This window comes from Amycolatopsis sp. NPDC005003 (assembly GCF_053600695.1).
Window position 1 is genome coordinate 1 of the sequence record NZ_JBSGAI010000083.1, and the last position, 23,313, is coordinate 23,313.

The 23,313-nt window shown below is 69.5% G+C and carries 19 protein-coding genes and 1 pseudogene; 8 read left to right on the forward strand and 12 right to left on the reverse strand.

The window, feature by feature from the left end:
• Positions 1–36 precede the first annotated feature (36 nt).
• The gene (locus ACWED2_RS46400) at positions 37–171 is read right to left on the reverse strand and encodes a hypothetical protein (RefSeq protein ID WP_449696911.1); all 135 of its coding nucleotides are present in this window, start codon (positions 169–171) and stop codon (positions 37–39) included.
• Here ACWED2_RS46400 and ACWED2_RS46405 point away from each other — a divergent pair.
• Positions 170–823, forward strand: a complete 654-nt coding sequence (locus tag ACWED2_RS46405) for a hypothetical protein (RefSeq protein WP_449696912.1) — start codon at positions 170–172, stop codon at positions 821–823. The two genes, ACWED2_RS46400 and ACWED2_RS46405, sit on opposite strands and share 2 nt — an antisense overlap.
• On the opposite strand, the gene ACWED2_RS46410 is transcribed toward ACWED2_RS46405, so the two are convergent.
• Complete coding sequence (locus tag ACWED2_RS46410; protein WP_449696913.1) at positions 711–1,037, reverse strand: winged helix-turn-helix transcriptional regulator; 327 nt, start codon at positions 1,035–1,037, stop codon at positions 711–713. The genes ACWED2_RS46405 and ACWED2_RS46410 overlap by 113 nt on opposite strands.
• A gap of 59 nt (positions 1,038–1,096) precedes the next feature.
• On the opposite strand from ACWED2_RS46410, the pseudogene ACWED2_RS46415 reads away from it, so the two are divergent.
• Positions 1,097–1,699: pseudogene (locus ACWED2_RS46415) on the forward strand (NADPH-dependent F420 reductase); the annotation flags it as partial.
• Positions 1,700–1,789: 90 nt separating this feature from the next.
• Here the strand turns inward: ACWED2_RS46415 and ACWED2_RS46420 are convergent.
• Positions 1,790–4,294 carry a DEAD/DEAH box helicase gene (locus ACWED2_RS46420; protein ID WP_449696914.1) on the reverse strand — a complete coding sequence of 835 codons (2,505 nt, stop codon included), beginning with the start codon at positions 4,292–4,294 and terminating at the stop codon, positions 1,790–1,792.
• 151 nt (positions 4,295–4,445) lie between these two features.
• Between ACWED2_RS46420 and ACWED2_RS46425 the strand changes: the two genes are divergently transcribed.
• On the forward strand, positions 4,446–5,705 hold the full coding sequence (locus tag ACWED2_RS46425; protein WP_449696915.1) for a primosomal protein: 1,260 nt from the start codon (positions 4,446–4,448) through the stop codon (positions 5,703–5,705).
• A gap of 496 nt (positions 5,706–6,201) precedes the next feature.
• On the opposite strand, the gene ACWED2_RS46430 is transcribed toward ACWED2_RS46425, so the two are convergent.
• Both ACWED2_RS46430 and ACWED2_RS46435 read right to left on the reverse strand, forming a co-directional pair.
• Positions 6,202–7,392: an MFS transporter gene (locus ACWED2_RS46430; RefSeq protein WP_449696926.1), complete on the reverse strand. Its 1,191-nt coding sequence runs from the start codon at positions 7,390–7,392 to the stop codon at positions 6,202–6,204.
• A 101-nt stretch (positions 7,393–7,493) separates the two neighbouring features.
• A complete protein-coding gene (locus ACWED2_RS46435; RefSeq protein WP_449696916.1) occupies positions 7,494–8,588 on the reverse strand; it encodes an adenosine deaminase in 1,095 nt (364 codons plus the stop codon).
• A gap of 213 nt (positions 8,589–8,801) precedes the next feature.
• Between ACWED2_RS46435 and ACWED2_RS46440 the strand changes: the two genes are divergently transcribed.
• The gene (locus ACWED2_RS46440; RefSeq protein WP_449696917.1) at positions 8,802–9,926 is read left to right on the forward strand and encodes a PA containing protein; all 1,125 of its coding nucleotides are present in this window, start codon (positions 8,802–8,804) and stop codon (positions 9,924–9,926) included.
• A 201-nt stretch (positions 9,927–10,127) separates the two neighbouring features.
• Here the strand turns inward: ACWED2_RS46440 and ACWED2_RS46445 are convergent, their stop codons facing one another.
• The 7 genes from ACWED2_RS46445 to ACWED2_RS46475 all read right to left on the reverse strand — a co-directional run bounded on the left by ACWED2_RS46445 (position 10,128) and on the right by ACWED2_RS46475 (position 19,270).
• A complete protein-coding gene (locus ACWED2_RS46445) occupies positions 10,128–11,405 on the reverse strand; it encodes a thymidine phosphorylase (protein WP_449696918.1) in 1,278 nt (425 codons plus the stop codon).
• Positions 11,402–11,800 carry a cytidine deaminase gene (locus ACWED2_RS46450; RefSeq protein ID WP_449696919.1) on the reverse strand — a complete coding sequence of 133 codons (399 nt, stop codon included), beginning with the start codon at positions 11,798–11,800 and terminating at the stop codon, positions 11,402–11,404. Before ACWED2_RS46450 ends, ACWED2_RS46445 begins: the two co-directional genes overlap by 4 nt.
• Complete coding sequence (locus ACWED2_RS46455) at positions 11,800–13,032, reverse strand: ABC transporter permease (RefSeq protein WP_449696927.1); 1,233 nt, start codon at positions 13,030–13,032, stop codon at positions 11,800–11,802. The genes ACWED2_RS46450 and ACWED2_RS46455 overlap by 1 nt, the downstream gene beginning before the upstream one ends.
• Positions 13,033–13,064: 32 nt before the next feature.
• Complete coding sequence (locus ACWED2_RS46460) at positions 13,065–14,156, reverse strand: ABC transporter permease (protein WP_449696920.1); 1,092 nt, start codon at positions 14,154–14,156, stop codon at positions 13,065–13,067.
• The gene (locus ACWED2_RS46465; RefSeq protein WP_449696921.1) at positions 14,153–15,733 is read right to left on the reverse strand and encodes an ABC transporter ATP-binding protein; all 1,581 of its coding nucleotides are present in this window, start codon (positions 15,731–15,733) and stop codon (positions 14,153–14,155) included. The genes ACWED2_RS46460 and ACWED2_RS46465 overlap by 4 nt, the downstream gene beginning before the upstream one ends.
• 80 nt (positions 15,734–15,813) lie before the next feature.
• A complete protein-coding gene (locus ACWED2_RS46470) occupies positions 15,814–16,956 on the reverse strand; it encodes a BMP family lipoprotein (protein ID WP_449696922.1) in 1,143 nt (380 codons plus the stop codon).
• Positions 16,957–17,278: 322 nt separating this feature from the next.
• Positions 17,279–19,270 carry an NPCBM/NEW2 domain-containing protein gene (locus ACWED2_RS46475; RefSeq protein WP_449696923.1) on the reverse strand — a complete coding sequence of 664 codons (1,992 nt, stop codon included), beginning with the start codon at positions 19,268–19,270 and terminating at the stop codon, positions 17,279–17,281.
• 395 nt (positions 19,271–19,665) lie between these two features.
• Between ACWED2_RS46475 and sdhC the strand changes: the two genes are divergently transcribed.
• Genes sdhC through ACWED2_RS46495 form a run of 4 tightly spaced genes read left to right on the forward strand, consistent with a single transcriptional unit; the run spans position 19,666 to position 23,117 of the window.
• Positions 19,666–20,148 (forward strand): succinate dehydrogenase, cytochrome b556 subunit, encoded by a 483-nt coding sequence (sdhC, locus tag ACWED2_RS46480; protein WP_449696924.1) that lies wholly within the window; start codon positions 19,666–19,668, stop codon positions 20,146–20,148.
• Position 20,149: 1 nt separating this feature from the next.
• On the forward strand, positions 20,150–20,563 hold the full coding sequence (locus ACWED2_RS46485; RefSeq protein ID WP_003064185.1) for a succinate dehydrogenase hydrophobic membrane anchor subunit: 414 nt from the start codon (positions 20,150–20,152) through the stop codon (positions 20,561–20,563).
• 29 nt (positions 20,564–20,592) lie between these two features.
• On the forward strand, positions 20,593–22,347 hold the full coding sequence (gene sdhA / locus ACWED2_RS46490; RefSeq protein WP_449696925.1) for a succinate dehydrogenase flavoprotein subunit: 1,755 nt from the start codon (positions 20,593–20,595) through the stop codon (positions 22,345–22,347).
• Positions 22,347–23,117, forward strand: a complete 771-nt coding sequence (locus ACWED2_RS46495; RefSeq protein WP_176173158.1) for a succinate dehydrogenase iron-sulfur subunit — start codon at positions 22,347–22,349, stop codon at positions 23,115–23,117. Before sdhA ends, ACWED2_RS46495 begins: the two co-directional genes overlap by 1 nt.
• Positions 23,118–23,313 lie beyond the last annotated feature (196 nt).

Here is a 23,313-nt window from a genome sequence, read left to right on the forward strand (position 1 = left end):
GTGAGTGGTAATTCGGGTTAGAACCCTAATTACCACTCACGACAACCCGGGGCGTACGGCAGTTGCGGCCGCGTACTCCACCGGGTGTAGGCGCAGCCTCGGCGGGTCCGGGGCGAAGCCCGGGTCGCGCCCGATGTGCGCGTGGATCGTCTTGGCGAACCTGGAACCCATGAAAACTTCTCCCCGCTGGCGCCAGGCCGTCGTCTGGCTCCACGTCGTTTCCTCGGTGGCGTGGATGAGCCAGGCCCTCGCCCTCGTCGTGCTGACGTCGTCGGGTGCGCCCGCGATGGCCGAACGACTCGACTCCGTCCTGCTCGCGCCGATGGCGAACGTTTCCGCCTTCACCGGCCTGCTGCTCGCCGGCGCGACGGCGTGGGGCTACTTCCGGCACTGGTGGGTGCTCACGAAGTTCGCCCTGACGCTGGCGCAGCTCTACGCCGGGATCTTCCTGCTCTCCCGCGCCCTGCGGGACTCGGCGGACACCTCGGTGGTCGCCTGGCAGCAGATCGCCGGCGCCTCCCTGATGGCGAGCGCCCTCGCCTTCCAGGCTTGGCTGTCGGTGGCGAAGCCGTGGAAGAAGACGCCGTGGTCGGCGTCCGCGAAGCCGCCGGCCGCTCCGACCTGGGTGTTCGTGGCGGGCATGGCCGCGCCCGCGGTGGACGTCGCCGCCGGGATCACCCTCGGCTATCCGCTCCCCGCGCTGGAGCTGGTCATGCTGATCGTGCTGCTCGGCTTTGAGCGGCGACGACGTCGTCGCCGTGCTCAGCAGCCCAGCGCCCGAACCCCTCGATCGGCTCCAGCAGCGTCTCGCCCAACGGCGTGAGCGCGTACGAGCCGTCGAGCCGCTCGACGAGGCCGTCGGACTCCAGGCGCCGCACGGTTTCCGTGAGCACCTTCGCGCTGATGCCGCCGATGGTGCGCCGCAGGTCGACGTGCCGCCGCGGGCCGTTGCGCAACGCCCACAGCACCACCGGGTTCCACGTGTTGGCGACCAGGTCGAACGCGAGCCGCGTCCGGCAATCCGCGAGGAAGTCCATGGTTACCGTTCGGTTCCTTCCCGGGTGCCTACCGTCGTGCTGGTACCAGCCAAGCACAAGGAGGACGCATGCGGATCGGGATCTTCGGCACAGGCGGGATGGCGGACGCGCTCGGCACGCAGTGGGCGCGGGCGGGCCACGAGCTGATGGTGAGCGGCCGGTCCGACGCCGCCCCTTTGTCCGCGCGGCTCGGCGCGACCACCGGCACCTGGCGTGAGACGGCCGCTTTCGCCGACGTCTTGCTGCTGGCCGTCCCCGCGGCCGCGATCGGCGCGGTGCTCGCCGAGGCGGGTCCGCTGGCCGGGAAGGTACTGGTGGACTGCACCAACGACCCCGGCCTGACGGGCACCCCGGTGGCGTCGCGGATCACCACGGACGCCCACGTCGTGAAGGCGTTCAACCTGGCCCACGTCGACGTCTGGCGGATGACCCCGCCGGTGTTCGGCGGGCGTCCGCTGTCGGTCCCACTGTGCGGCGACGACCCGGCGGCGCTCGACGCCGTGAGCACGCTGGTCCGCGACATCGGCGCGAAGCCGGTGCGCGCGGGCGGCCTGGACCGCGCCGCCCTGCTGGAGGCGACGGCGGCGTTCGCCATCGGGCTCTGGTTCGCCGGCGAAGACGCCCAGGCGATCCTGACCCCGCTCGTTCCTACAGCAGGATGATGTATTCCACCATGGTCCCCTCCTGGGTCGCGAAGCGTCCACGCTAACGCGAAACCACGCCGCCGGACTGCGCCGTTGAGCGCAACTCGGTCAGTGCGCGCCCACCTCGGTCACCCGGACCACCGCCATCCCGGCCTCGTCCGACGCGGCGAGGTCGACCTCGGCGCTGATGCCCCAGTCGTGGTCGCCCGCCGGGTCGTCGAAGATCTGGCGCACCTTCCAGACGTCCGGCTGCTGCTCGATCATCAGCAGCTGCGGGCCGCGGGCGTCCGGGCCGGTGCCGAGCGTGTCGTACTCCTCGAAGTAGTCCTCGATCGCTTCCTGCCACGCGTCCGCGTCCCAGCCCGAAGCCGCGTCCAGCTCGCCGAGCGGGAACCACGCCCGTCGCGCGAACAGCTCGACCCGGCGGAACAGCTCGTTGCGCACCAGGACGCGGAACGCGCGCTCGTTGCGGGTGACGGCGGGCGGCGGCTCCGGCGGCCGGTGTGACACCGGGCCTTCTTCCGTCGGGTGGCGCAGCGCTTCCCACTCGTCCAGGAGGCTCGAGTCGACCTGGCGGACGAGCTCGCCGAGCCACTCGATGAGGTCCTGCAGCGCCTCGGTCTTCGCCTCGTCCGGGACCGTGTGGCGCAGCGCGTCGTAGACGTCGGCGAGGTAGCGCAGCACCAGCCCCTCGGAGCGGGCGAGCTGGTAGAAGCCGATGTACTCGACGAAGTTCATCGCGCGCTCGTACATGTCCCGCACGACCGACTTCGGCGACAGCTCGTAGTCGGCGACCCACGGGTGGCCCTGCCGGTAGCTGTGGAACGCGCCCTGCAGCAGCTCCTCCAGCGGCTTCGGGTACGTGACGTTCTCGAGCAGCTCCATCCGCTCGTCGTACTCGATGCCCTCGGCCTTCATGGCGTTCACGGCCTCGCCGCGCGCCTTGAACTGCTGCTGCGAGAGCACCGGCCGCGGGTTGTCCACTGTGGATTCCACAACGGACACGACGTCGAGCGCGTAGCTCGGCGACTCGAGGTCGAACAGTTCGATCGCGGCCAGCGCGAACGGGGAAAGCGGCTGGTTGAGCGCGAAGTCGAACTGGAGGTCGACGGTGAGCCGGATGATCCGGCCCTGTTCGTCCGGTTCGGACAGTCGTTCGACGACGCCGGCGGCGAGCAGCGCGCGGTAGATCGCGATGGCGCGCAGGATGAGCTTGCGCTGCGACGCCCGGTCCTCGTGGTTGTCCTCCAGCAGGTGCCGCATCGAGTCGAAGGCGTTGCCCGGCCGCGAAATCACGTTCAGCAGCATCGAGTGCGTGACCTTGAAGCTGGACGTCAGCGGCTCGGGGTCGGCCGCGATGAGCCGGTCGAACGTGCTCTCGGTCCAGTTGACGAACCCCTCCGGGGCCTTCTTCCGGACGATCTTCTTTTTCTTCTTCGGGTCGTCGCCCGCCTTCTCGAGGGCCTTGGCGTTCTCGACGACGTGGTCGGGCGCCTGGACGACGACGTAGCCGTCGGTGTCGTAGCCCGCGCGCCCGGCCCGGCCGGCGATCTGGTGGAACTCGCGCGCCTTGAGGTGGCGCTGGCGGACGCCGTCGTACTTGGTCAGCGCGGAGAAGACCACGGTCCGGATCGGCACGTTGATGCCGACGCCGAGCGTGTCGGTCCCGCAGATCACCTTGAGCAGCCCGGACTGGGCCAGGGTCTCGACCAGCCGGCGGTACTTGGGCAGCATCCCGGCGTGGTGGACGCCGATGCCGTGGCGGACCAGCCGCGAGAGCGTCTTGCCGAAGCCGGCGGCGAACCGGAAGTCGCCGATCAGCTCGGCGATGGCCTCCTTTTCGGCCTTCGACGTCACGTTGATGCTCATCAGCGTCTGCGCCCGCTCGATGGCCGCGGCCTGCGAGAAGTGCACGACGTAGACCGGCGCCTGACCGCCGTTGAGCAGCTCGGACATGGTCTCGTGCAGCGGCGTCAGCGCGTACCGGAAGGTCAGCGGGACCGGGCGCTGCGCCGACGTGACCACCGCCGTCGGGCGGCCGGTGCGGCGGGTGAGATCCTTTTCGAAGAACGAGACGTCGCCCAGGGTCGCGGACATGAGGACGAACTGGGCGTTCGGGAGCTCCAGCAGCGGCACCTGCCAGGCCCAGCCGCGGTCGGGCTCGGAGTAGAAGTGGAACTCGTCGGCCACGACCTGCCCGACGGGGGCGTCGGCACCGAACCGCAACGCGATGTTCGCCAGGATTTCGGCCGTGCAGCAGATGATCGGGGCGTCCGGGTTGACGCTGGAGTCGCCGGTCATCATCCCGACGTTGTCGGCGCCGAAGATGTCGATGAGCTGGAAGAACTTCTCCGACACGAGGGCCTTGATGGGCGCGGTGTAGTAGCTGCGGCGGCCCTGGGCGAGCGCGGTGAAGTGCGCGCCGACGGCGACGAGGCTCTTCCCGGAGCCGGTCGGCGTCGAGAGGATGACGTTCGATCCGGAGACGACCTCCATCACCGCCTCCTCCTGCGCCGGGTACAGCTCGATGCCCCGTTCAGCCGTCCAGGTCGTGAAGGCTTCGAAGAGGGCGTCGGGGTCGGGATCCGCAGGCAGGAGGTCTGTGAGAGTCATCAGGCGTCCATCGTGCCATCCGCTCGTCGCAAAGTCGGCAGGGGCGATCGCATCGCGAGTGGGAAACCCGTAGGCTTCGCGGTACCGCGCGTCGACTGGGTGATACTTCCCGTCCCGCGCGCACACGGGCGGTACTCCGGAGGGCTAAGGAATGGCACAGGACATCATCCCGATCGAACTCGGCCTGCCGCAGGGCGACGTCGTCACCCTGTGGGCGCCGCGCTGGCGGGAAGACGGCGAGGAGTGGGAAGCGTTCCTCGGCGACGAGGACGACCTGTACGCCTTCGCCGACGCAGCTCACCTGGCCGCCTTCGTCCGCACGTCCGAGCGGCACGACCTGCTCGACCACCCGGCGTGGGACGCGGTGCCGTCGCTGAACGTGCCGGAGCTGATCCCGGACGAGGACCACACGTACGACCTCGTCGGCGTGCCGGAGCTCGTCGCCGAGGAGCCGGACGTCTGGCACATCGCCGAGCTGGCGGAGATCGTCGGCATCGTGCGGTCGCTCGCCGACGTCTGCGACCTCGAAGAGGTCCACGAGATCCTCGACTCGACCGAGGGCTTCTCGCTGCTCGACCAGGGCACGCTGCCGTTCACCGGGAGCGTCGGCGTCCAGGTGTGGAACGACCTGTCCGAGACGGTGTCGCAGAAGTGGGACACCGTGCTCGACGCGATCGACGGCCTGGTGACCCAGCCGGAGGTCGACGAGAAGGTACTGGAGCAGACGGCCGAGGAGCTGGCCGCGTTCCACGAGGAGTCCGCGGAGGCCGAGGCCGGCGCCGAAGGCGAAGAGGACCTCGAGGCGATCTCCTCGGACGAAGACGACGAGGACTCGGTCGAGGACGAGGGCCCGGTCGGCTTCTGGGCCGAGGTCGGCATCGACCCGATCAAGATCATCACGTCCGGCGCGGAGTACTACACGCTGCGCTGCTACCTCGACGACGCCCCGGTGTTCCTGGGCAGCGAGGGCGAGATCGACGTGTTCACGTCGACGGGTGCCCTCGCCCGCGCCCTGGCGGACGGCAAGGACCTGGCCGACACGGACCTCGCGGACGTGTCCACGTGGGACGAGGTGCTGGCCAAGGCGACGGCGGGCGAGCTCGAGATCGAGGTCGACCCGGAGAACACGTACGTCCTGACGGGCCTGGACGCGGACATCGCGGAGGGCCCGGAGGCGATCGACCCGACCCAGCTGGAGCTGGCGGTCGAGCTGATCACGGACGCGGCGGAGTGGGCGGGCGACGACTCGGCCGAGACGGCACTGGCGGGCAACGAAAGCCTGGGCTGGCTGGTGTCGTTCGTGCTGCGCCCGGACCCGTCGCGCCTCGAGCCGTCGGCGCCGTTCGACGCCGAGCAGAGCGCGTGGCGGAAGCTCGTCGAAACTTTCGAGAACCGCCTGACGGTGGCTTGATCTCTGGTTGGCCGAAGGCCGCCTCCCGCGTTTTGGGGAGGCGGCCTTCGCCGTGTCGTCCTCCTGGGTACGCGAGTCGTCCGTCCAGGCACGCGAGTCGTCCTCCTTGGTACGCGAACCGACCCTCCAGGCACGCAGGCCGACCCGCCAAGCACGCCGACCGACCGGTCCACAGCCAAGGCGAGATGTGGACAACGCGGCCGAGCACACCCCTCGTCGGCGATTTTTCGTCGTGAGCGGCCGATACGCTGGAGACGGGGGGCGCCCCCGCGGGCTGGGGGTTCGATTCGCTGGCGGGCGCAGGCGGTCGGCCCCGTGCCCAGTCCTGTCGGCCCGCGCAACCAGATCGCCGGACGGTGTACCCCGGCGGTCGGCCCCGTGCTCAGCCGGTCGACCCGTGTGCCCAGCCCGTCGGCTCGCGCACCCAGCCGGTCGGCCCGCGTACCCCGGCGGTCGGCCCGTGCTCAGCCGGGCATCTCACGTGATCCGGCGGGCATCACTGCGAAGCGTGCTCCGCGCGGACCGGGACCACCAGCACCGCCAGGGCCGGGAAGATCGCCGCCACGCAGAAGGCCAGCGCGTACCGGCTGTCGCCGATCACCAGGCCCAGCAGCGGCGGTGTGAGCGAGGCCGCGATGTTCTGGCCCGTGTTCTGCGTCCCCATCGCGCGGCCCGACCACGCCAAGCCCGCCAGCTCGGCCGAGGCCGTGAAGCCCAGGCCGTTGTCCGCCACCGTGATCACCCCCGCCAGGGCCAGCGCCAGCAGCACCAGCCACGGCCAAGAAGCGTCGCCGACCGCCACCAGCAGCATGACCAGGCAGCTCAAGACCGCCAAAACCCGCATCGGGCGCAGGCGGCTCCCCACCCGGTCCGACCACCAACCCGAGCCGAGCCGGCCGAAAGCGCCGAGCACCTGGACCACCGCCAGGTACCAGCCCGCCGAGAGCGCGCTCCAGTGCTGCACCGCCACCAGGTACACCGGCGCGAACGCCGACACCGCGAACTGCGGCACCACCAGCAGCGCGCTCGCCCCGTGCACCCGCCACAACGCCGCGTGCCGGTACGGAGAAGCGCCCGCCGAGTGAGGCGCGCGAGGCGGCCGCGGCGGGTCCGTCACCAGCCACGCCACCAGCAGCGCCACGAGGATCGCCAGCCCGGCCGGCAGCAGGATCGCCGCCCGGAAGCCGAAGTGCGCGGCCAGTGGCGGCAGCCCCAGCGCGGCCACGCCCACGCCCAGCGGCTGGGCCGTCTGGCGGATCCCCATCGCCACACCCCGCTCGGACTTCGCGAACCAGCCCATCACGACGCGACCGCTCGCCGCGTTCACCGAAGCTGTACAGGCGCCGGCCGCCAAAAACACCCCAAAGAGGAGCCCGACCGGGTGATTTCCTATCCCGGCGTACACCAGGAGTAACCCCGAGGCGCCCAGGCCAAGGGCCATGATGAGGCGCTCTCCGTAACGGTCCGCAGCCGCGCCCCACACGATCAGGGTGAACAACAGCCCGATGCTCGGTGCCGCGACGACCGTGCCGGCCTCGGCGAGGGTCAGCCCCTCCGCCTCGCGCATGACCGGCACGAGGAACGGGAGGCCGTAGAGGAAGGAACAGCTCGCGGTCTGCGCGGCGAGGCCGAGCGCGAGGATGAGCCATCGCCGCCGACCCGTCGAGAACTCCGCGACCTGCGCCATCATCGTCACCGTCTCAAATAATGAGAAGTTGTTCCTACATGGTGAACGATAGTTGGCACGGCTAAGGACCGCAAGCGAGTTGCGGTCCGAAGCGGGGCGGGTCAGGAGAGCGCGGCGTACCCGGGCTTGATGCCGTCGTCGATCAGCGCGAGCCGGGCGTCGAAATCGATGAACGCGGATTTCATCGCGTTGATCGTGAACCAGCGGAAGTCGTCGATACCATAGCCGAACGTCTCGTGCAGCGCGGCGAATTCGCTGGTCATCGTGCATCCGCTCATCAGCCGGTTGTCCGTGTTCACGGTCACCCGGAAGCGCAGCTTGGCGAGCAGGCCGATGGGATGCTCGACGATCGAGCGGACCGTGCCTGTTTGGACGTTCGACGTCGGGCAGATCTCCAGGGGGATGCGGCGGTCCCGGACGTACGCGGCCAACCGTCCAAGGTGGACCGTGCCGTCCGCGTCGGTCTTGATGTCCTCGGCGATGCGCACGCCGTGCCCGAGGCGCTCGGCGCCGCAGTGCTGAATCGCTTCCCAAATGGACGGCAAACCGAAGGCTTCCCCCGCGTGAATGGTGAAATGCGCATTGTTCTGACGCAGGTATTCGAACGCGTCGAGATTGCGGGTCGGCGGGAATCCGTCCTCCGGCCCGGCGATGTCGAACCCGGCCACGCCGGCGTCGCGGTAGCGGACCGCGAGGTTGGCGATCTCGAGCGCCCGGGCGTGCTGGCGCATCGCGCAGAGCAACGTCCCGACGCGGATGGTGCCGCCGTTCGCGGCCACCCGGCGGGTGCCCTCCGTGAACCCCGCCTGGACGGCCTCGACCACCGCATCGAGTGACAGACCGCGTTCGACGAACAACTCCGGTGCGTAGCGCACCTCGGCGTAGACGACGCCGTCGGCGGCCAGGTCCTCCACCGCCTCCGCGGCGACCCTGACCAGCGCTTCCTCCGTTTGCATCACTCCGCAGGTGTGCGCGAACGTCTCGAGGTAGGAAACGAGTGAGCCGGAGTCGGCCGCACGGCGGAACCAGCTACCCAGCTCGGCCGGGTCCGTGGTGGGCAGACCGGCATAACCGGTCGCCTCGGCGAGCTCGGCGACGGTGGCCGGGCGCAGGCCGCCGTCGAGGTGGTCGTGCAGCAGCACCTTGGGTGCGCGGCGGAGTGTCTCGATGGGCAGAACAGGGCTTTCGTCAGGCATCCCCCAACGGTAACCTCGTTGTCATTCCCCTACATGGCCGTAACTCTCAGGCTCGGGCTAACCCTCAGCGTCGAGGATCATGTCCCGAATCGGCCATCCGGGGGCAGCCTCCGCAATAGCCTCTTCACGGGGGCCATACAGACAGCAATTTTTGCAATCGATAAGCTTCGTGGCACGTCCCTCCATTTCCCCGCCGACGAAGGACACACAGCAGTGACCACTGACAACCACATTGCCGCCCCGTCCTTCGACCGGATGCGCAACATGCTGGTGCGCGCGGCCGAAGTGCGTGAGAGCGAGCAGCAGCAGATCTTCGACGCGCTCGACGACATCTACGCCCGCCTCGCGCCGGTGGACTCGCTGGGCGCGGTCCGCAAGCGGCTGTCCGAAATGCCCGACCGCACCGAGGTCAGCGTCCTCGCCGAGCGCCTCGACGAGACGATGTCCCGCCTCGAAGCGCAGGACGCGGCCATCGCCGCGCTGACCCGCGCGGTCGAGAGCATCGTCGACAAGCTCGCCAAGCCCTTCGCGCAGCTCGACGGCCGCCTCGACGGCGTCGCCGCGCGCTTCGAAGGCGTCGCCGGCCGGATGGACGGGCTCGAGGACAAGCTCCAGAACATCCACCGCCGGCTCGACGAGCTGGGCGGCCACCTCGACAAGCAGGACGCGAAGCTCGAGTCGCTGCCGCAGTCGGTGCACGGCCCGGTCCGCGAGCGGATCGAGCAGACCGAGGCGACGCTGCGCGAGCGCATCGACTCCACCGACCACGAGCTGCGCGGCAAGGTCGACGAGCTGAGCCGCGTCACGCAGGAGCGGGTCGGCGAGCTGGGCCGCACGACGCACGAGCGGATCGACGCCAACACCGAGGCGCTCAAGGTCGCGCTGACCGAGACCGGCGAGATGATCGACGCGTCCGACCGGCTCGAGAACCTGGGCAACCGGCTCGAAACGGTCACCACCCGCCTCGACGACCTGGCCTCCCGCCTCGACAAGGTGGAGGACGGCTTCCTGTCCGGCATCGGCGACCTCGACGGCGCGCTCAAGGCCGGGCTGTCGAAGGTCGAGGGCACGCTGTCCAAGCAGCCGGACACCGACTCGGTGGACTCGCTGGTCCGCAAGAGCAACGACGAGAGCGTCCGCCGCATCGGCGGCCAGCTCGACGAGGCGATGGCGACGTTCGCGGAGCTGATGCTCGGCGGCGGCCCGGCGGTCCAGCAGATCGCCCCGCCCCCGCCGGCCCCGCGCCAGCCGCGCCGCAGCTCCCGCAACGGCCGCGCCCCCAAGCCGGCCGACGCCAAGGCCAAGACGGGCGAAGGCGCGGAGGAAGCCACGGAGTAACCAGCCCCATGAAGAGGCCCCCGCCGGGATCCGGCGGGGGCCTCTTCATGTCCGGGTGAGACGAGGCGCGGGCCTCCGCCCCCCGGTCTCCAGCTTACCGAGCACCACCGACAATTTCGGGCGGCTCCGAGCACTGCGGGAAGCGGCCATACGTCACTCGGACGGGTGATCATCTTCGAGATGCCGGTCACAGCGGAACGGCTAGCTGCGGATGGTCTCCACGACGATCGGGCCCGGCGAAGGCGCCGAGTCGGCGATCGTGAAGCCACCCTCGAGGGCCGCCAAGGCCGCGGGGACCGCGTCGGGCGTGTCCGTGTGGAGCTCCAGCAGAGGGTCACCGGCCGAGACAGTGTCCCCCGGCTTGGCCAGGCAGAGGATGCCCGCGGCGGCCTGGACCGGGTCCTCCTTGCGAGCCCGGCCCGCGCCCAGCCGCCACGCGGCGACGCCTACCGCGTACGCGTCCAGCGAAGCCAGCACTCCCGACGAAGGCGCCTCGACGACGTGCACGTGGGAAGGCGTCGGCAAAGCAGCCGCAGGGTCGCCCCCCTGGGCCGAGATCATCCGGCACCAGACCTCGTACGCCTCACCGGACGCCAGCACCGCCGCCGGGTCGACATCCAAACCGGCCAGGGCCAGCATCTCCCGCGCCAGAGCGAGCGTCAGCGACACCACGTCCGAAGGGCCACCGCCCTGCAGCACGTCCACCGACTCCGCGACCTCCACCGCGTTCCCGACCGCCCGCCCCAGCGGGACGTTCATGTCGGTCAGCAACGCCGTCGTCGGGACACCGTGGTCGGCGCCGATCGACGTCAAGGCAGCAGCCAGGTCCCGTGCCTGGTCAAGCGTCTTCATGAACGCGCCCGACCCGAACTTCACGTCCAGGACCAGCCCCGACGCGCCTTCCGCGATCTTCTTGCTCATGATCGAGCTGGCGATCAGCGGGATCGACTCCACTGTGGACGTCACGTCCCGCAGCGCGTACAGCTTCTTGTCCGCCGGGGCCAGCCCGGACGTCGCCGCGCAGACCACCGCGCCGACGTCCTCGAGCTGCCGGGCAATCTCCGAAGTGGACAGTGCCGCGCGCCAGCCCGGGATCGACTCCAGCTTGTCGAGCGTGCCGCCGGTGTGGCCAAGCCCGCGCCCGGACAGCTGCGGCACCGCCGCCCCGCACGCCGCCACCAGCGGCGCCAGCGGCAGCGTGATCTTGTCGCCGACCCCGCCCGTCGAGTGCTTGTCGACCGTCGGGCGCGACACCGAAAGCGACAGCCGCTCCCCCGACGCGATCATCGCGTGCGTCCAGCGCGAAATCTCGGCCGAGGTCATCCCCCGCAGGAAGATCGCCATGGCCAGCGCCGACATCTGCTCTTCGGCCACGTCACCGCGGGTGTAAGCGTCGATGACCCAGTCGATCTGCTCGTCGGACAGCGTCCCGCCGTCCCGCTTCGTCCGGATGACGTCGACCGCCGCGAACCCGCTCACGGCAGGTCGTCCGGGCCGAAGGCGTCCGGCAGGACGTCGGACATCGGCAACACGCCACGAGGGGTGTCCACCAGGCACGACGATCCGCCCAGCTCGAACAGGATCTGCCGGCAGCGCCCGCACGGCATCAGCAGGTCACCTGCGCCGGAACGGCAGGCGACGGCCACCAAGCGGCCACCGCCGGACAGCCGCAGCTGCCCGGCCATCGTGCACTCGGCACACAGCCCGAGCCCGTAGGAAGCGTTTTCGACGTTGCACCCGGTCACCACCCGGCCGTCGTCGACGATCCCGGCCACTCCGACGTGCAGGCCCGAATAAGGCGCGTACGCATGGGAAGCGGCCTCGATCGCCTGAGAGCGCAGCGCGTCCCAGTCCACGGAGGACACAGTAGACATCAGTCCTCCCCTCGCCGGTACGGCTGCCCGTCGGCCTTCGGCGGCCGCAGCCGCTGCGAAGCCACCGCCAGCACGATCAGCGTCACGAAGTGCGCGGTGTACGGGATCAGGTCCGACGGCAGTGTGTCGTTCGACCAGTAGATCGCGTACAGCACACCCGCGCCGATCACACCGAGGCCGGCCGCGATCCACTGGCGGCGGAACAGCTGCACGACGACGATCACGCCGACCAGGATCACCGCGCCGTACAGCAGCGCGAGCACCGCTTCGCCGCCGCCGGCGAGCTGCAGGCCGTCCGCGTAGCCGAACAGCGCCGCGCCGCCGAGCAGGCCGCCCGGCCGCCAGTTGCCGAAGATCATCGCCGCGAGGCCGATGTACCCGCGGCCGTTCGTCTGGTTCTCCAGGTAGTCCGCGCCGCCGCGCAGCAGCACCAGCGAAGCGCCACCCATCCCGGCGAACGCGCCCGAAATGACGACGGCGACGTACTTGTGCAGGTAGACGTTCACGCCGAGGGATTCGGCCGCCACCGGGTTCTCGCCGCACGAGCGCAGCCGCAGGCCGAACCGCGTCCGCCAGAGCACCCAGAAGCTCACCGGCACCAGGATGATCGCGAGCATCGTCAGCGGCGCCACCTCGGTGACCAGCCCGCGCAGGATGCCGGCGACGTCGGAGATGCCGACGCGCTGCTCCTTCTCCAGGTCGCCCAGCCAGTCCGAGAGGAACGTCGCCGAGTACGTGTCGAACTTCGGCACCACCGGCGACTGCCGCGGGTTGCCGGAGATCGGCGCGAAGATCAGGTTCGCCAGGTACTTCGTGACGCCGAGGCCGAGCAGGTTGATCGCGACACCGGAGACGATGTGGTTGACGTTGAACGTCACCGTCGCCACCGCGTGCAGCAGGCCGCCCAGCGCGCCGAACACGATCGCGGAGATCAGCCCGGCCCACACACCGCCGTTGTACGAACCCCAGGCGGCGCCCCAGGTCCCGAGGATCATCATGCCCTCGAGCCCGATGTTGACCACGCCCGCGCGTTCGGCCCAGAGACCACCCAAGGCGCAGAGCAGGATCGGCAGCGCCAGGCGCAAGGCCGTCTGCGCGGTGTTGGACGACGTCAGCGCGGAGACGCCGGTGGAGTACGACGCCGTCGAGATGACGGCGATGGCGATGACGGCCCAGATGACCCCGCGCAGCCAGCCGGGGATCCGGCCCCGGCGTTGACGCTGCACCGGCATGGTCGAGCCGGATTCGGGAGCGACGTCGGTGATCACACCGCACCCCCTTCGGCGACCGAGGAACCCTTGCGGCCGGCGAGCGCGCGCCCGACCCGGCGTTGTTCGGCCGCGAGGTCGGCCCGGCGCACGATCTCGTACGCCACGACGACCGACAGCACGATGATGCCCTGCATGATCGTCGCGATCTCCTTGGACACGTTGATCTGCTCCAGCGACACCGCGGAGGTGTCGAGGAACGCCCACAGCAGCGCGCCGAGCGCGATGCCGCCGGGGTGGTTGCGGCCGAGCAACGCGACCGCGATGCCGGTGAAGCCGTACATCTGGGTCGCGGTGATGCCGTAGCTGTAGTCGCGGCCGAGCAGCTCCGGCATGGCGACCAGGCCGGCCACGCCACCGGAGAGCAGCATCGCGATCAGCGTCATCTTCTTGGCGTTGACGCCACCCGCGGCGGCCGCGGTGGTCGACTCGCCGGACGCCTTGAGCTCGAAGCCGAACCGCGTGCGGTTGAGCATGAACCAGTAGGCCCCGCCGACGATCGCGGCGATGAAGACGAACCCGAAGAGCGTGCCCGAGCCGAGCGGGATGCCGGGGATCCGGCCCGACGGCTCGATCACGCGGGTGCCGATGTTGTTGCCCCGCTGCACGCCGAACTGGTCGGCGTTGATGAGGAAGGCGATGATGCCGGCGACGATCGCGTTGAGCATGATCGTCGAGATGACCTCGCTGACCCCACGGGTCACCTTGAGGATCGCCGGGATCGCCGCGTAGGCCATGCCCGCGACGACCGCGACCAGCAGGATCGCGACCACGTGGATGACCGGCGGCAGCTTCATCGCGCCGCCCGCGATGGCGGCGACGACGGCGGCGAAGCGGTACTGGCCCTCGACCCCGATGTTGAAGAGGTTCATCTGGAAGCCGATGGCGACGGCGAGCCCGGACAGGTAGTACACGGTCGCGAGGTTCACGGTGTCGACCGCGGTCGAGCCCTTGAACATCTGGCCGATCATCGTGCCGTACGCCTGCAGCGGGTCGGCGCCGGAGACGATCAGCGCGATCGCCGACAGCAGCACGGCGAAGACGATCGCCAGCAGCGGCGGCAGCAGTTTCGTGCGCCAGGAAGTCATTCGCCGTCACCCACTGTGTCGTTTTCGGCGCCGGTCATCGCCGAGCCCAGTTCCTGCGGCGTCACGGTGGCGGGGTCGGCCTCGGTGACGAGGCGCCCGCGCAGCATGACGCGGATCGTGTCGGACAGGCCGATCAGCTCGTCGAGGTCGGCGGAGATGAGCAGCACGGCGAGGCCGGCGGCCCGGGCCTGACGGATGTTCTCCCAGATCAGCGCCTGCGCGCCGACGTCGACCCCGCGCGTGGGGTGCGACGCGATGAGCAGCACCGGGTTGCCCGAGAGCTCGCGCCCGACGATCAGCTTCTGCTGGTTGCCGCCCGAGAGCGCCGCGGCCGGGACGTCGATGCCCGGTGTGCGGACGTCGTAGTCGCGGACGATCCGCTCGGTGTCGGCGCGGGCGCCGGCGATGTCGAGCAGCTGGCCCTTCGAGACCGGTTCGCGGGTCTGGTAGCCGAGGATCCGGTTGACCCACAACGGTTGCGTGAGCAGCAGGCTGTGCCGCGTGCGGTCCTCGGCGATGTAGCCGATGCCCGCCTCACGCCGGGCGAGCGTGCCCGCCTTGGTGATGTCGCGGGCCTTGCCGTCCGCGTCGACCAGTTCGATCGTGCCGCCGGTCGGCTTGCGCATGCCCATGATGGTCTCGACCAGCTCGGTCTGGCCGTTGCCCTCGACGCCGGCGACGCCGAGCACCTCACCGGCGTGCACGGTGAAGGAAATGTCGTCGAGCGCGTTGCGGTCCGAGCCCTCGGCGCCCAGGGTGAGCCCGGTCAGCCGCAGCACGTCCCGGTCGGTGACGGTGGACTCGCGGGTCTCCGGGCTGGGCAGCTCGGAGCCGACCATCATCTCCGCGAGCTGGCGGGAGGTGATGGTCTTCGGGTCGGCGGTGCCGACGGTGGTGCCGCGCCGGATCACCGTGACGGTGTCGGCGATCGCGCGGACCTCGTCGAGCTTGTGCGAGATGAAGAGGAACGTGTAGCCGCCGTCCTTCATCTCCCGCACGGTGTCGAAGAGCGCGTCGACCTCCTGCGGGACCAGCACCGCGGTCGGCTCGTCGAGGATGATGATCTTCGCCCCCCGGTAGAGCACCTTGACGATCTCGACGCGCTGGCGGTCGGCGACGCCGAGCTCCTCCAGCAGCGTCTCCGGCTTGGCGTGCAGGCCGGTGCGCTCGGCGAGCTCGGCCAGCCGCGCGCGGGCGGCGCGGCCGATGCCGTGCAGGCCCTCGGCGCCGAGGAAGACGTTCTCGCCGACGGTCAGGTTGTCGGCGAGCATGAAGTGCTGGTGCACCATGCCGATGCCGGCGCGGATGGCGTCCTGCGGGTTGCGCAGCTTCACCTCTTCGCCGTTGATCGCGATGGTGCCCTCGTCCGGCGGCTGCATGCCGTAGAGGATCTTCATCAGGGTGGACTTGCCGGCGCCGTTCTCGCCACAGATGGCGTGCACCTCGCCGGCGGCGACGGTGAGGTTGACGTCGGAGTTGGCCACCACGCCGGGAAAGCGCTTGGTGATCCCGGTCAGCTGGACGGCGGGGGCGCCCCGGTCGGGGACGGCCTCGGCCGGGGCCTCGGCTGTGCTCATGGGCGGGAGAATTCCATATCTCGTGTAAACGCGTGAGGGGCCCGGAGGAGAAATCCTCCGAGCCCCGGACACGTTGTGCGCTACTTCTGCGGCTTGTCCGAAACGGTGATGGCACCCGAGATGATCTGGGCCTTGTACCCGTCGAGGACGTCCTTGATGTCGTCGACCTTGCCGCCGGAGGTGGCGTAGCCGACGCCGTCGACCTTGAGGTCGAACCGCTTCGGCAGGACGCTCAGGTCGCCCTTGGCAACGGCCTGGATGTAGTCGAACACCGCGACGTCGACGCGCTTGAGCATGGACGTGATGATGACGTCCTTGTCGGCCGCGACGGTCTTCTGGTTGTACTGGTCGGAGTCGACCCCGATGGCCAGCGCGTTGCCCGCCTTCGCCGCGTCGAACACGCCCTTACCCGAGGCGCCCGCGGCGTGGTAGATGACGTCCGCGCCCTTGGCGATCTCGGCCGCGGCCTTCGCGTTGCCCTTCGGCGGGTCCTGGAACCCGGAGAAGTCGCCGGCCGGGGTGAGGTACTCGTCCTCGATCTTGATCTTGGACGAAACCGTCTTCGCGCCCTGCAGGAAGCCGGCCTCGAACTTCTGGATCAGCGGGGTGTTGACACCGCCGACGAAGCCGATGTGGCAGTTCTTGCTCTTGTACGCGGCGGCGACGCCGGCCAGGAACGAGCCCTGCTCCTCGGCGAAGACCAGCGGCGTCACGTTCGGCAGCTGGATCGAGTCGTCGTCGACGATGGCGAACTTGGTGTTCGGGTACTTGGCCGCGACGGCCTTGACCGAGTCCGCGTAGGCGAACCCGACCGCGACGATCGGGTTCAGGCCCGAGGAGGCCATCTGGTCGAGGCGCTGCTGCTTGGCCGACTCGGCCTCGCTGGCGCTGGCGGTGCTCTCGTTGACCGTGGTCACGCCGAGGTCGCTCTTCGCCTTGTCGGTGCCCGCGGCGGCGGCGTCGTTGAACGACGCGTCGCCCCGGCCGCCGACGTCGAAGGCCAGGCCGATCTTCAGCTGGCTGCCGTCGACCTTCCCCCCGGCCGCGGCCGAGCTGCTGGCGGCGGCGGGTGCCGCGGGCGGCTTCTGCGCGGTGACGCAGTCGGAACCGCCCGTCGAGGCCGCGGTGTTGTTCGAGCTGTTACCACCGCCGGAATCCTTGGCGCACCCGGCCAGGGTGAGCACCCCGGCCATGGCCGCGGCGGCCAGCGCGGTTCCACGCATGCGACGCAACGTGTGTCTCCCTCCCCGCTGATCCAGCGGATGGTCAAGGGCACGACCCGGCCCTACTGCCGGGTCGACCGCCAGACCGTACCCGCCGGACCGGAAGGCGCCATAGGAAAGGCACGCTACGTAACACAAACGTTTACTCACGAGTCGCGCGCGCGACGAACTGGACACCGAACGTGATCATCACGGCACCCCAGCGGAGCTTTCGCTGTTTCAGTGCCGGTCGCGGGCACCCGAAAGGCCGTTGTGTGTCACTGAGTGTGCCGGGCTGACCGAAGAATGGGCCAGCCCGGTCACTCTGTGAGATGACAGGGAATCAGCCACAGGTGAGCCGCGCGGCGGCCCAGTCGCTGCGGTCGTAGGAGTTGCCGTCCCCGCCGTCGGTGACGACGAGCCGCAGGTACTTGGCCCCGTGGAGGTCCGCGGCAAGGGGCACCGCCGGGTCCTGCCACGTACGCACGCCGGTCGAAGCGGCCTTCACTCCGTCCGCGTACACCTCGAACGTCGCCGAACCCTGCTTGTTCGTCGCCTCGCGCTCGTCGTCGACACCGACGTCCGTGGTGAACGCCGTGCAGCGCCCGCCCAGGTAGAAGACGACTTCGCTGGGCGCGTGCGCCCCGAGGCCCTTCGGGTAGACCACGCCGTTGATCGTCAGCGGCTTGCCGTCGCCGGCCGGGATGCTGCCGTTGGACATGTCCCGCTCCACCGGGCCGTAGCCGTTCTTCTCCGCCGCCCACCGCAGGTCGCTGGCCCACGCCTCCGTCGTGGGCGGCGCCACCGGCACGGTCAGCTGCTGTTCACCGGACCAGGTGACCTGCCCGAACCCGAGCGCACGGTAGGTGACGCCGCCGCGCAGCACCGCCGTCGTGCCCTCGGTGCCGGCGGGTGGAGTCACCCGCCAGCGCCCTTCGGCCCGCTCGTCGGTCCCGAGCACGACGGCCCGCGGCCGCGCCACCTGCTCGACCCGCCAGCCCGCCGGTGCGGTGAGCGTCACGCGCGGGTCGAACACCGGCACCCGGGCTTCGTCGGTCGCGGACACCTTGACCTCGAAGGGCTGCCCGGCGGGGGTGATCTCCCCCGGGACGCCCGGTACCGACGCGACGACCTCGACGCCGGTGCTCACCAGCGGCGCGTTCCGCCACCACGAGCCGCCCGCGTGGACCCGGTAGACGACCGTGGCGTGCGGCGGGACGACCGCGGAGAGCCGGCCGGCCGTCTGGAGGTCGCGGTGCGCCCAGAGGTCGCGGGCGGTGTACCCGGCCGCGTTCGGCAGCCCGGCGGCGGCCGCGGTGGTGCCGATCGTGGCGCTCGAGGTCGTCTCGTTGAACAGCGCGATCGCCACGTCGCCGCCCGCGAGGGGCTTGGCGAACACCCAGTGTCCGTCCTGGTTGGACACCACGCGCGCCTGGACGCCGAGGCGGTCCTGGTCGAGGGCGATGACCTCGCCGTTGCGCAGGACGTCGAAGTTCGCCGGCGACACCTTGCGCAGGTCGGCCCCGATGAGCAGCGGCGCGGCCATCATCGCCCACAGCGAGAAGTGCGACCGGTACTCCTCGGTCGTCATCCCGCCGTTGCCGACCTCGAGCATGTCGGGATCGTTCCAGCGCCCCGGCCCGGCGTAGGGCGCCAGCGGCGCGTTCGCCTTGAGGATCTGCAGCATCTTGGCCCAGTTGTCCTTGATGTCGCCGGTGGTCCGCCACAGGTGCCCGACGTCGGCGCCCCACGTCCACGGCTTGTTCTCGCCCCACTCGCAGAGCGAGTACACGATCGGGCGGCCGGTCTTCTTCAGCGCGTCGCGCATCTTCGTGTAGCGCTCGAGCGCGGGGCGGCCCTGGTTGTTGCAGTTGTCGTACTTGAGGTAGTCGACGCCCCAGTCCGCGAACGTCTGCGCGTCGACGTCCTCGTGGTCGAGCGCGCCCGGCATGGTCTTGGCGCAGGTCAGCGTGCCCGCGCTGGTGTAGATGCCGAACTTGAGGCCCTTGGCGTGGACGTAGTCGGCCAGCGCCTTGATGCCGCTCGGGAACCGGGCCTTGTTCGCCTGCATGCGCCCGTCGGCGTCCCGCGCCGGCTCGGCCCAGCAGTCGTCGACGTTGACGTACTCGTAGCCGGCGGCCTTGAGTCCTTTGTCGACGAAGATGTCGGCGGTGTCGCGGATCAGCTGCTCGTCGACGGCGCAGCCGGTGGTGTTCCAGTTGTTGAAGCCCATCGGCGGGGTCAGCGCCAGTCCGTCGGGCAGTGCCTGCGCCGGCGTGACCGAAACCACGGGCAGCAGGGCCGCGACGGCGATCACCAGGCCGAGTCGTCGCACCAGAACATCACCCCATCGTGAGAGATCCGATGTTTGCTCGAGCGACGCTAGGGACGTCGCCGATGTTGGTCAATGACACACGAGTACTACCAGCCGTTCGGCGTAAAGCATCAGATATCAGATCTCTCAGTGGTCGGATCTCCGCTCACCGGGACAGCATCGAGTACCCCGCCGCCGAGTGCGCTGCACCACACCGCCGGGTGGCGGTGCGGGAGCGCCGGTGTCTGGTCCATCACAGAGGGGAACCCGGAGGTGAGCCGCCTTCCGGGTGCGGGTCTAGCATCCGATTCATCCAGGCTCGATGACGTTGATCTCGGCACAGCCGCCGTTCCCGCGGCGACAGCGGACCTCACCGGCCACCGGGCGCACAGTCAGACGTTGGAGGCCGTTCACCGATGTCCACCACGGCGAGCACTGCCAGCGGGGCGGGTTCGCCCCCTTCGGGGGCGGGAACGAACACTGCGGCAGGGGCGAGCGATCGGGCGGGTGCCTCACGCCGGCAGGGGACCTTCTACCGGGGCGACCCCGGCATGTGGTCCTGGGTCCTGCACCGCATCACCGGCGTGCTCACATTCTTCTTCCTGTTCGTGCACGTGCTCGACACCGCGCTGGTGCGCGTGTCGCCGAACACCTACGACCAGGTCATCGAGACCTACAAGACGCCGATCGTCAACCTCCTGGAGGTCGGTCTGGTCGGCGCGGTGCTGTTCCACGCGCTGAACGGCATCCGCGTCATGCTGGTCGACTTCTGGTCGAAGGGCCCGCAGCTGCAGAAGGCCATGACGTGGGTGATCGGCGTGGTCTGGGTCGTGGTGATGGTCCCCGGTGCGTTCTTCATGCTGAAGCGCACCGCCGAGACGCTCTTCGGGGGTAACTGACATGGCCGACCTCGCGCTCGCCAACCCCCGCACCCCGAAGCGCCCGGCCGCGCGCCGGAGCAACTTCGAGCTCTACAGCTGGCTGTTCATGCGGATCTCCGGCCTGGCGCTGGTCATCCTGGTGCTCGGCCACCTGCTGATCATGAACATCCTCGACGGCGGCGTGCACCGGATCAACTGGGGCTTCGTGGCCGGCCGCTGGGCCTCGCCGTTCTGGCAGTTCTGGGACCTGGCCATGCTCTGGCTCGCCGAGATCCACGGCGGCAACGGGCTGCGCACGATCATCGACGACTACGCCCGCAAGGACAGCACGCGGTTCTGGCTGAAGATCCTGCTGTACGTCTCGATGGTGCTGATCCTGGCCGTCGGCACCATGGTGATCTTCACGTTCGACCCGAACATGCCCGCGAACTAACGCCGTATCTACTTCGGAGTTCTCCCACCATGCAGTTCCACAAGTACGACGTGGTGATCGTCGGCGCCGGCGGCGCCGGCATGCGCGCGGCCATCGAGTCCGGCCAGCGCGCCCGCACCGCGGTCCTCACCAAGCTCTACCCGACCCGGTCCCACACCGGCGCGGCCCAGGGCGGCATGTGCGCCGCGCTGGCGAACGTCGAAGAGGACAACTGGGAGTGGCACACCTTCGACACGGTCAAGGGCGGCGACTACCTCGTCGACCAGGACGCCGCGGAGATCATGGCCAAGGAGGCCATCGACGCGGTGCTCGACCTGGAGAAGATGGGCCTGCCCTTCAACCGCACGCCCGAGGGCAAGATCGACCAGCGCCGCTTCGGCGGGCACACGCGTGACCACGGCAAGGCCGCGGTCCGCCGCGCCTGCTACGCCGCGGACCGCACCGGCCACATGATCCTGCAGACGCTGTACCAGAACTGCGTCAAGTACGGCACGGAGTTCTTCAACGAGTTCTACGTGCTCGACCTGATCCTGTCCGAGGACGCGGACGGCAATCCGGTGGCCTCCGGTGTCGTCGCCTACGAGCTGGCCACCGGCGAGCTGCACGTCTTCCAGGCGAAGTCGATCGTGTTCGCCACCGGCGGCGCGGGCAAGATCTTCAAGACGACGTCGAACGCGCACACCCTCACCGGTGACGGCCTCGGCATCATCTTCCGCAAGGGCCTGCCGCTGGAGGACATGGAGTTCTTCCAGTTCCACCCGACCGGTCTGGCCGGGCTGGGGATTCTCATTTCCGAAGCCGTCCGCGGCGAGGGCGGGATCCTGCGCAACGCCTCCGGCGAGCGGTTCATGGAGCGCTACGCCCCCACCATCAAGGACCTCGCGCCCCGCGACATCGTGGCGCGCTCGATGGTGCAGGAAGTGCTGCAGGGCCGGGGTTGCGGCCCGAACAAGGACTACGTGGTCCTCGACGTCACGCACCTGCCGGTCGAGGTCCTCGAGACCAAGCTGCCGGACATCACCGAGTTCTCCCGGACGTACCTGGGTGTCGACCCGGTCAAGGAGCCGGTGCCGGTGTTCCCGACCTGCCACTACGTGATGGGCGGGATCCCGACCAACGTGCACGGCGAAGCGTTGCGGGACAACGAGAACGTCATCCCCGGCCTGTACGCGGCGGGCGAGGTCGCCTGCGTGTCCGTGCACGGCTCGAACCGCCTGGGCACGAACTCGCTGCTGGACATCAACGTGTTCGGCCGCCGTGCGGGCATCGCGGCCGCGGAGTACGCGCTCGCGCACGAGCACGTCGAGCTGCCGGAGAACCCGACCCAACTGGTGGAAGAGCAGCTGTCGGGCCTGCTGTCGGAGCACGGCGACGAGCGCGTCGCCGACATCCGCAAGGAAATGCAGCAGACGATGGACTCGCACGCGTCGGTGTACCGGACCGAGGACACGCTGAAGCAGGCGCTGACCGACGTCCAGGCGCTGAAGGAGCGCTACCAGCGGATCACGGTGGCGGACAAGGGCAAGCGGTACAACACCGACCTGCTGGAAGCCGTCGAGCTGGGCTTCCTGCTGGAGCTGGCCGAGGTCCTGGTCGTGGGCGCGCTGGCCCGCAAGGAGTCCCGCGGCGGCCACGCCCGCGAGGACTACCCGAACCGCGACGACACGAACTTCATGCGCCACACCATGGCCTACAAGCAGGGCTCTGGTCTGTCGTCCGACATCCGGCTGGACTACAAGCCGGTCACCTTCACCCGCTACGAGCCGATGGAGCGGAAGTACTGATGACTACGGCCACTGAATCTCCTGCGGCTTCTGTTTCGGACGAGCACACGCCGATCACGGTCACGCTGAAGATCCTCCGGTTCAACCCGGAGGTGGATTCGGAGCCGCACTGGGAGTCCTACGACGTCCCGGCCCAGCGCACCGACCGGCTGCTGAACCTGCTGTTCTACGTCAAGGACTACATCGACGGCACGTTCTCGTTCCGCCGCTCCTGCGCGCACGGCGTGTGCGGGTCCGACGCGATGCAGATCAACGGCATCAACCGCCTGGCGTGCAAGGTCCTGATGAAGGACCTGCTGGAGAAGGACGGCAAGAAGACCACGATCACGATCGCCCCGATCAAGGGCCTGACGACGTTGAAGGACCTCTACGTCGACATGGACCCGTTCTTCGAGGCGTACCGGGCGATCAAGCCGTACCTGATCACCTACGGCAACGAGCCGACGCGCGAGCGCATCCAGTCGCAGGCGGACCGCGACCGCTTCGACGACACGACGAAGTGCATCCTGTGCGCGTGCTGCACATCGTCCTGCCCGGTGTACTGGAACGACGGCTCGTACTTCGGCCCGGCGGCGATCGTGAACGCCCACCGCTTCATCTTCGACTCCCGTGACGAAGGGGCGGAGGAGCGCCTGGACATCCTGAACGACGGCGAGGGTGTGTGGCGCTGCCGCACGACGTTCAACTGCACGGACGCATGCCCGCGCGGCATCCAGGTGACGAAGGCGATCCAGGAAGTGAAGCGGGCGCTGCTGTTCAAGCGCGTGTGAGTCACATAGAACGAAAGGCCCTCCGGCGGGGTTTCCGCCGGAGGGCCTTTTCTTTTGTCCGGGGCACAGGCAGACCGCCGGCCGGGAGCGCAAGGCAACAAACGACGTCACCAGACCTCCCCCGCCCCTCATCCCAGCTGTCCCTTCAGTCGGCGGTCGGGTTTGTCAAGGCACGCTTTCCCGCCTTGACGAACCC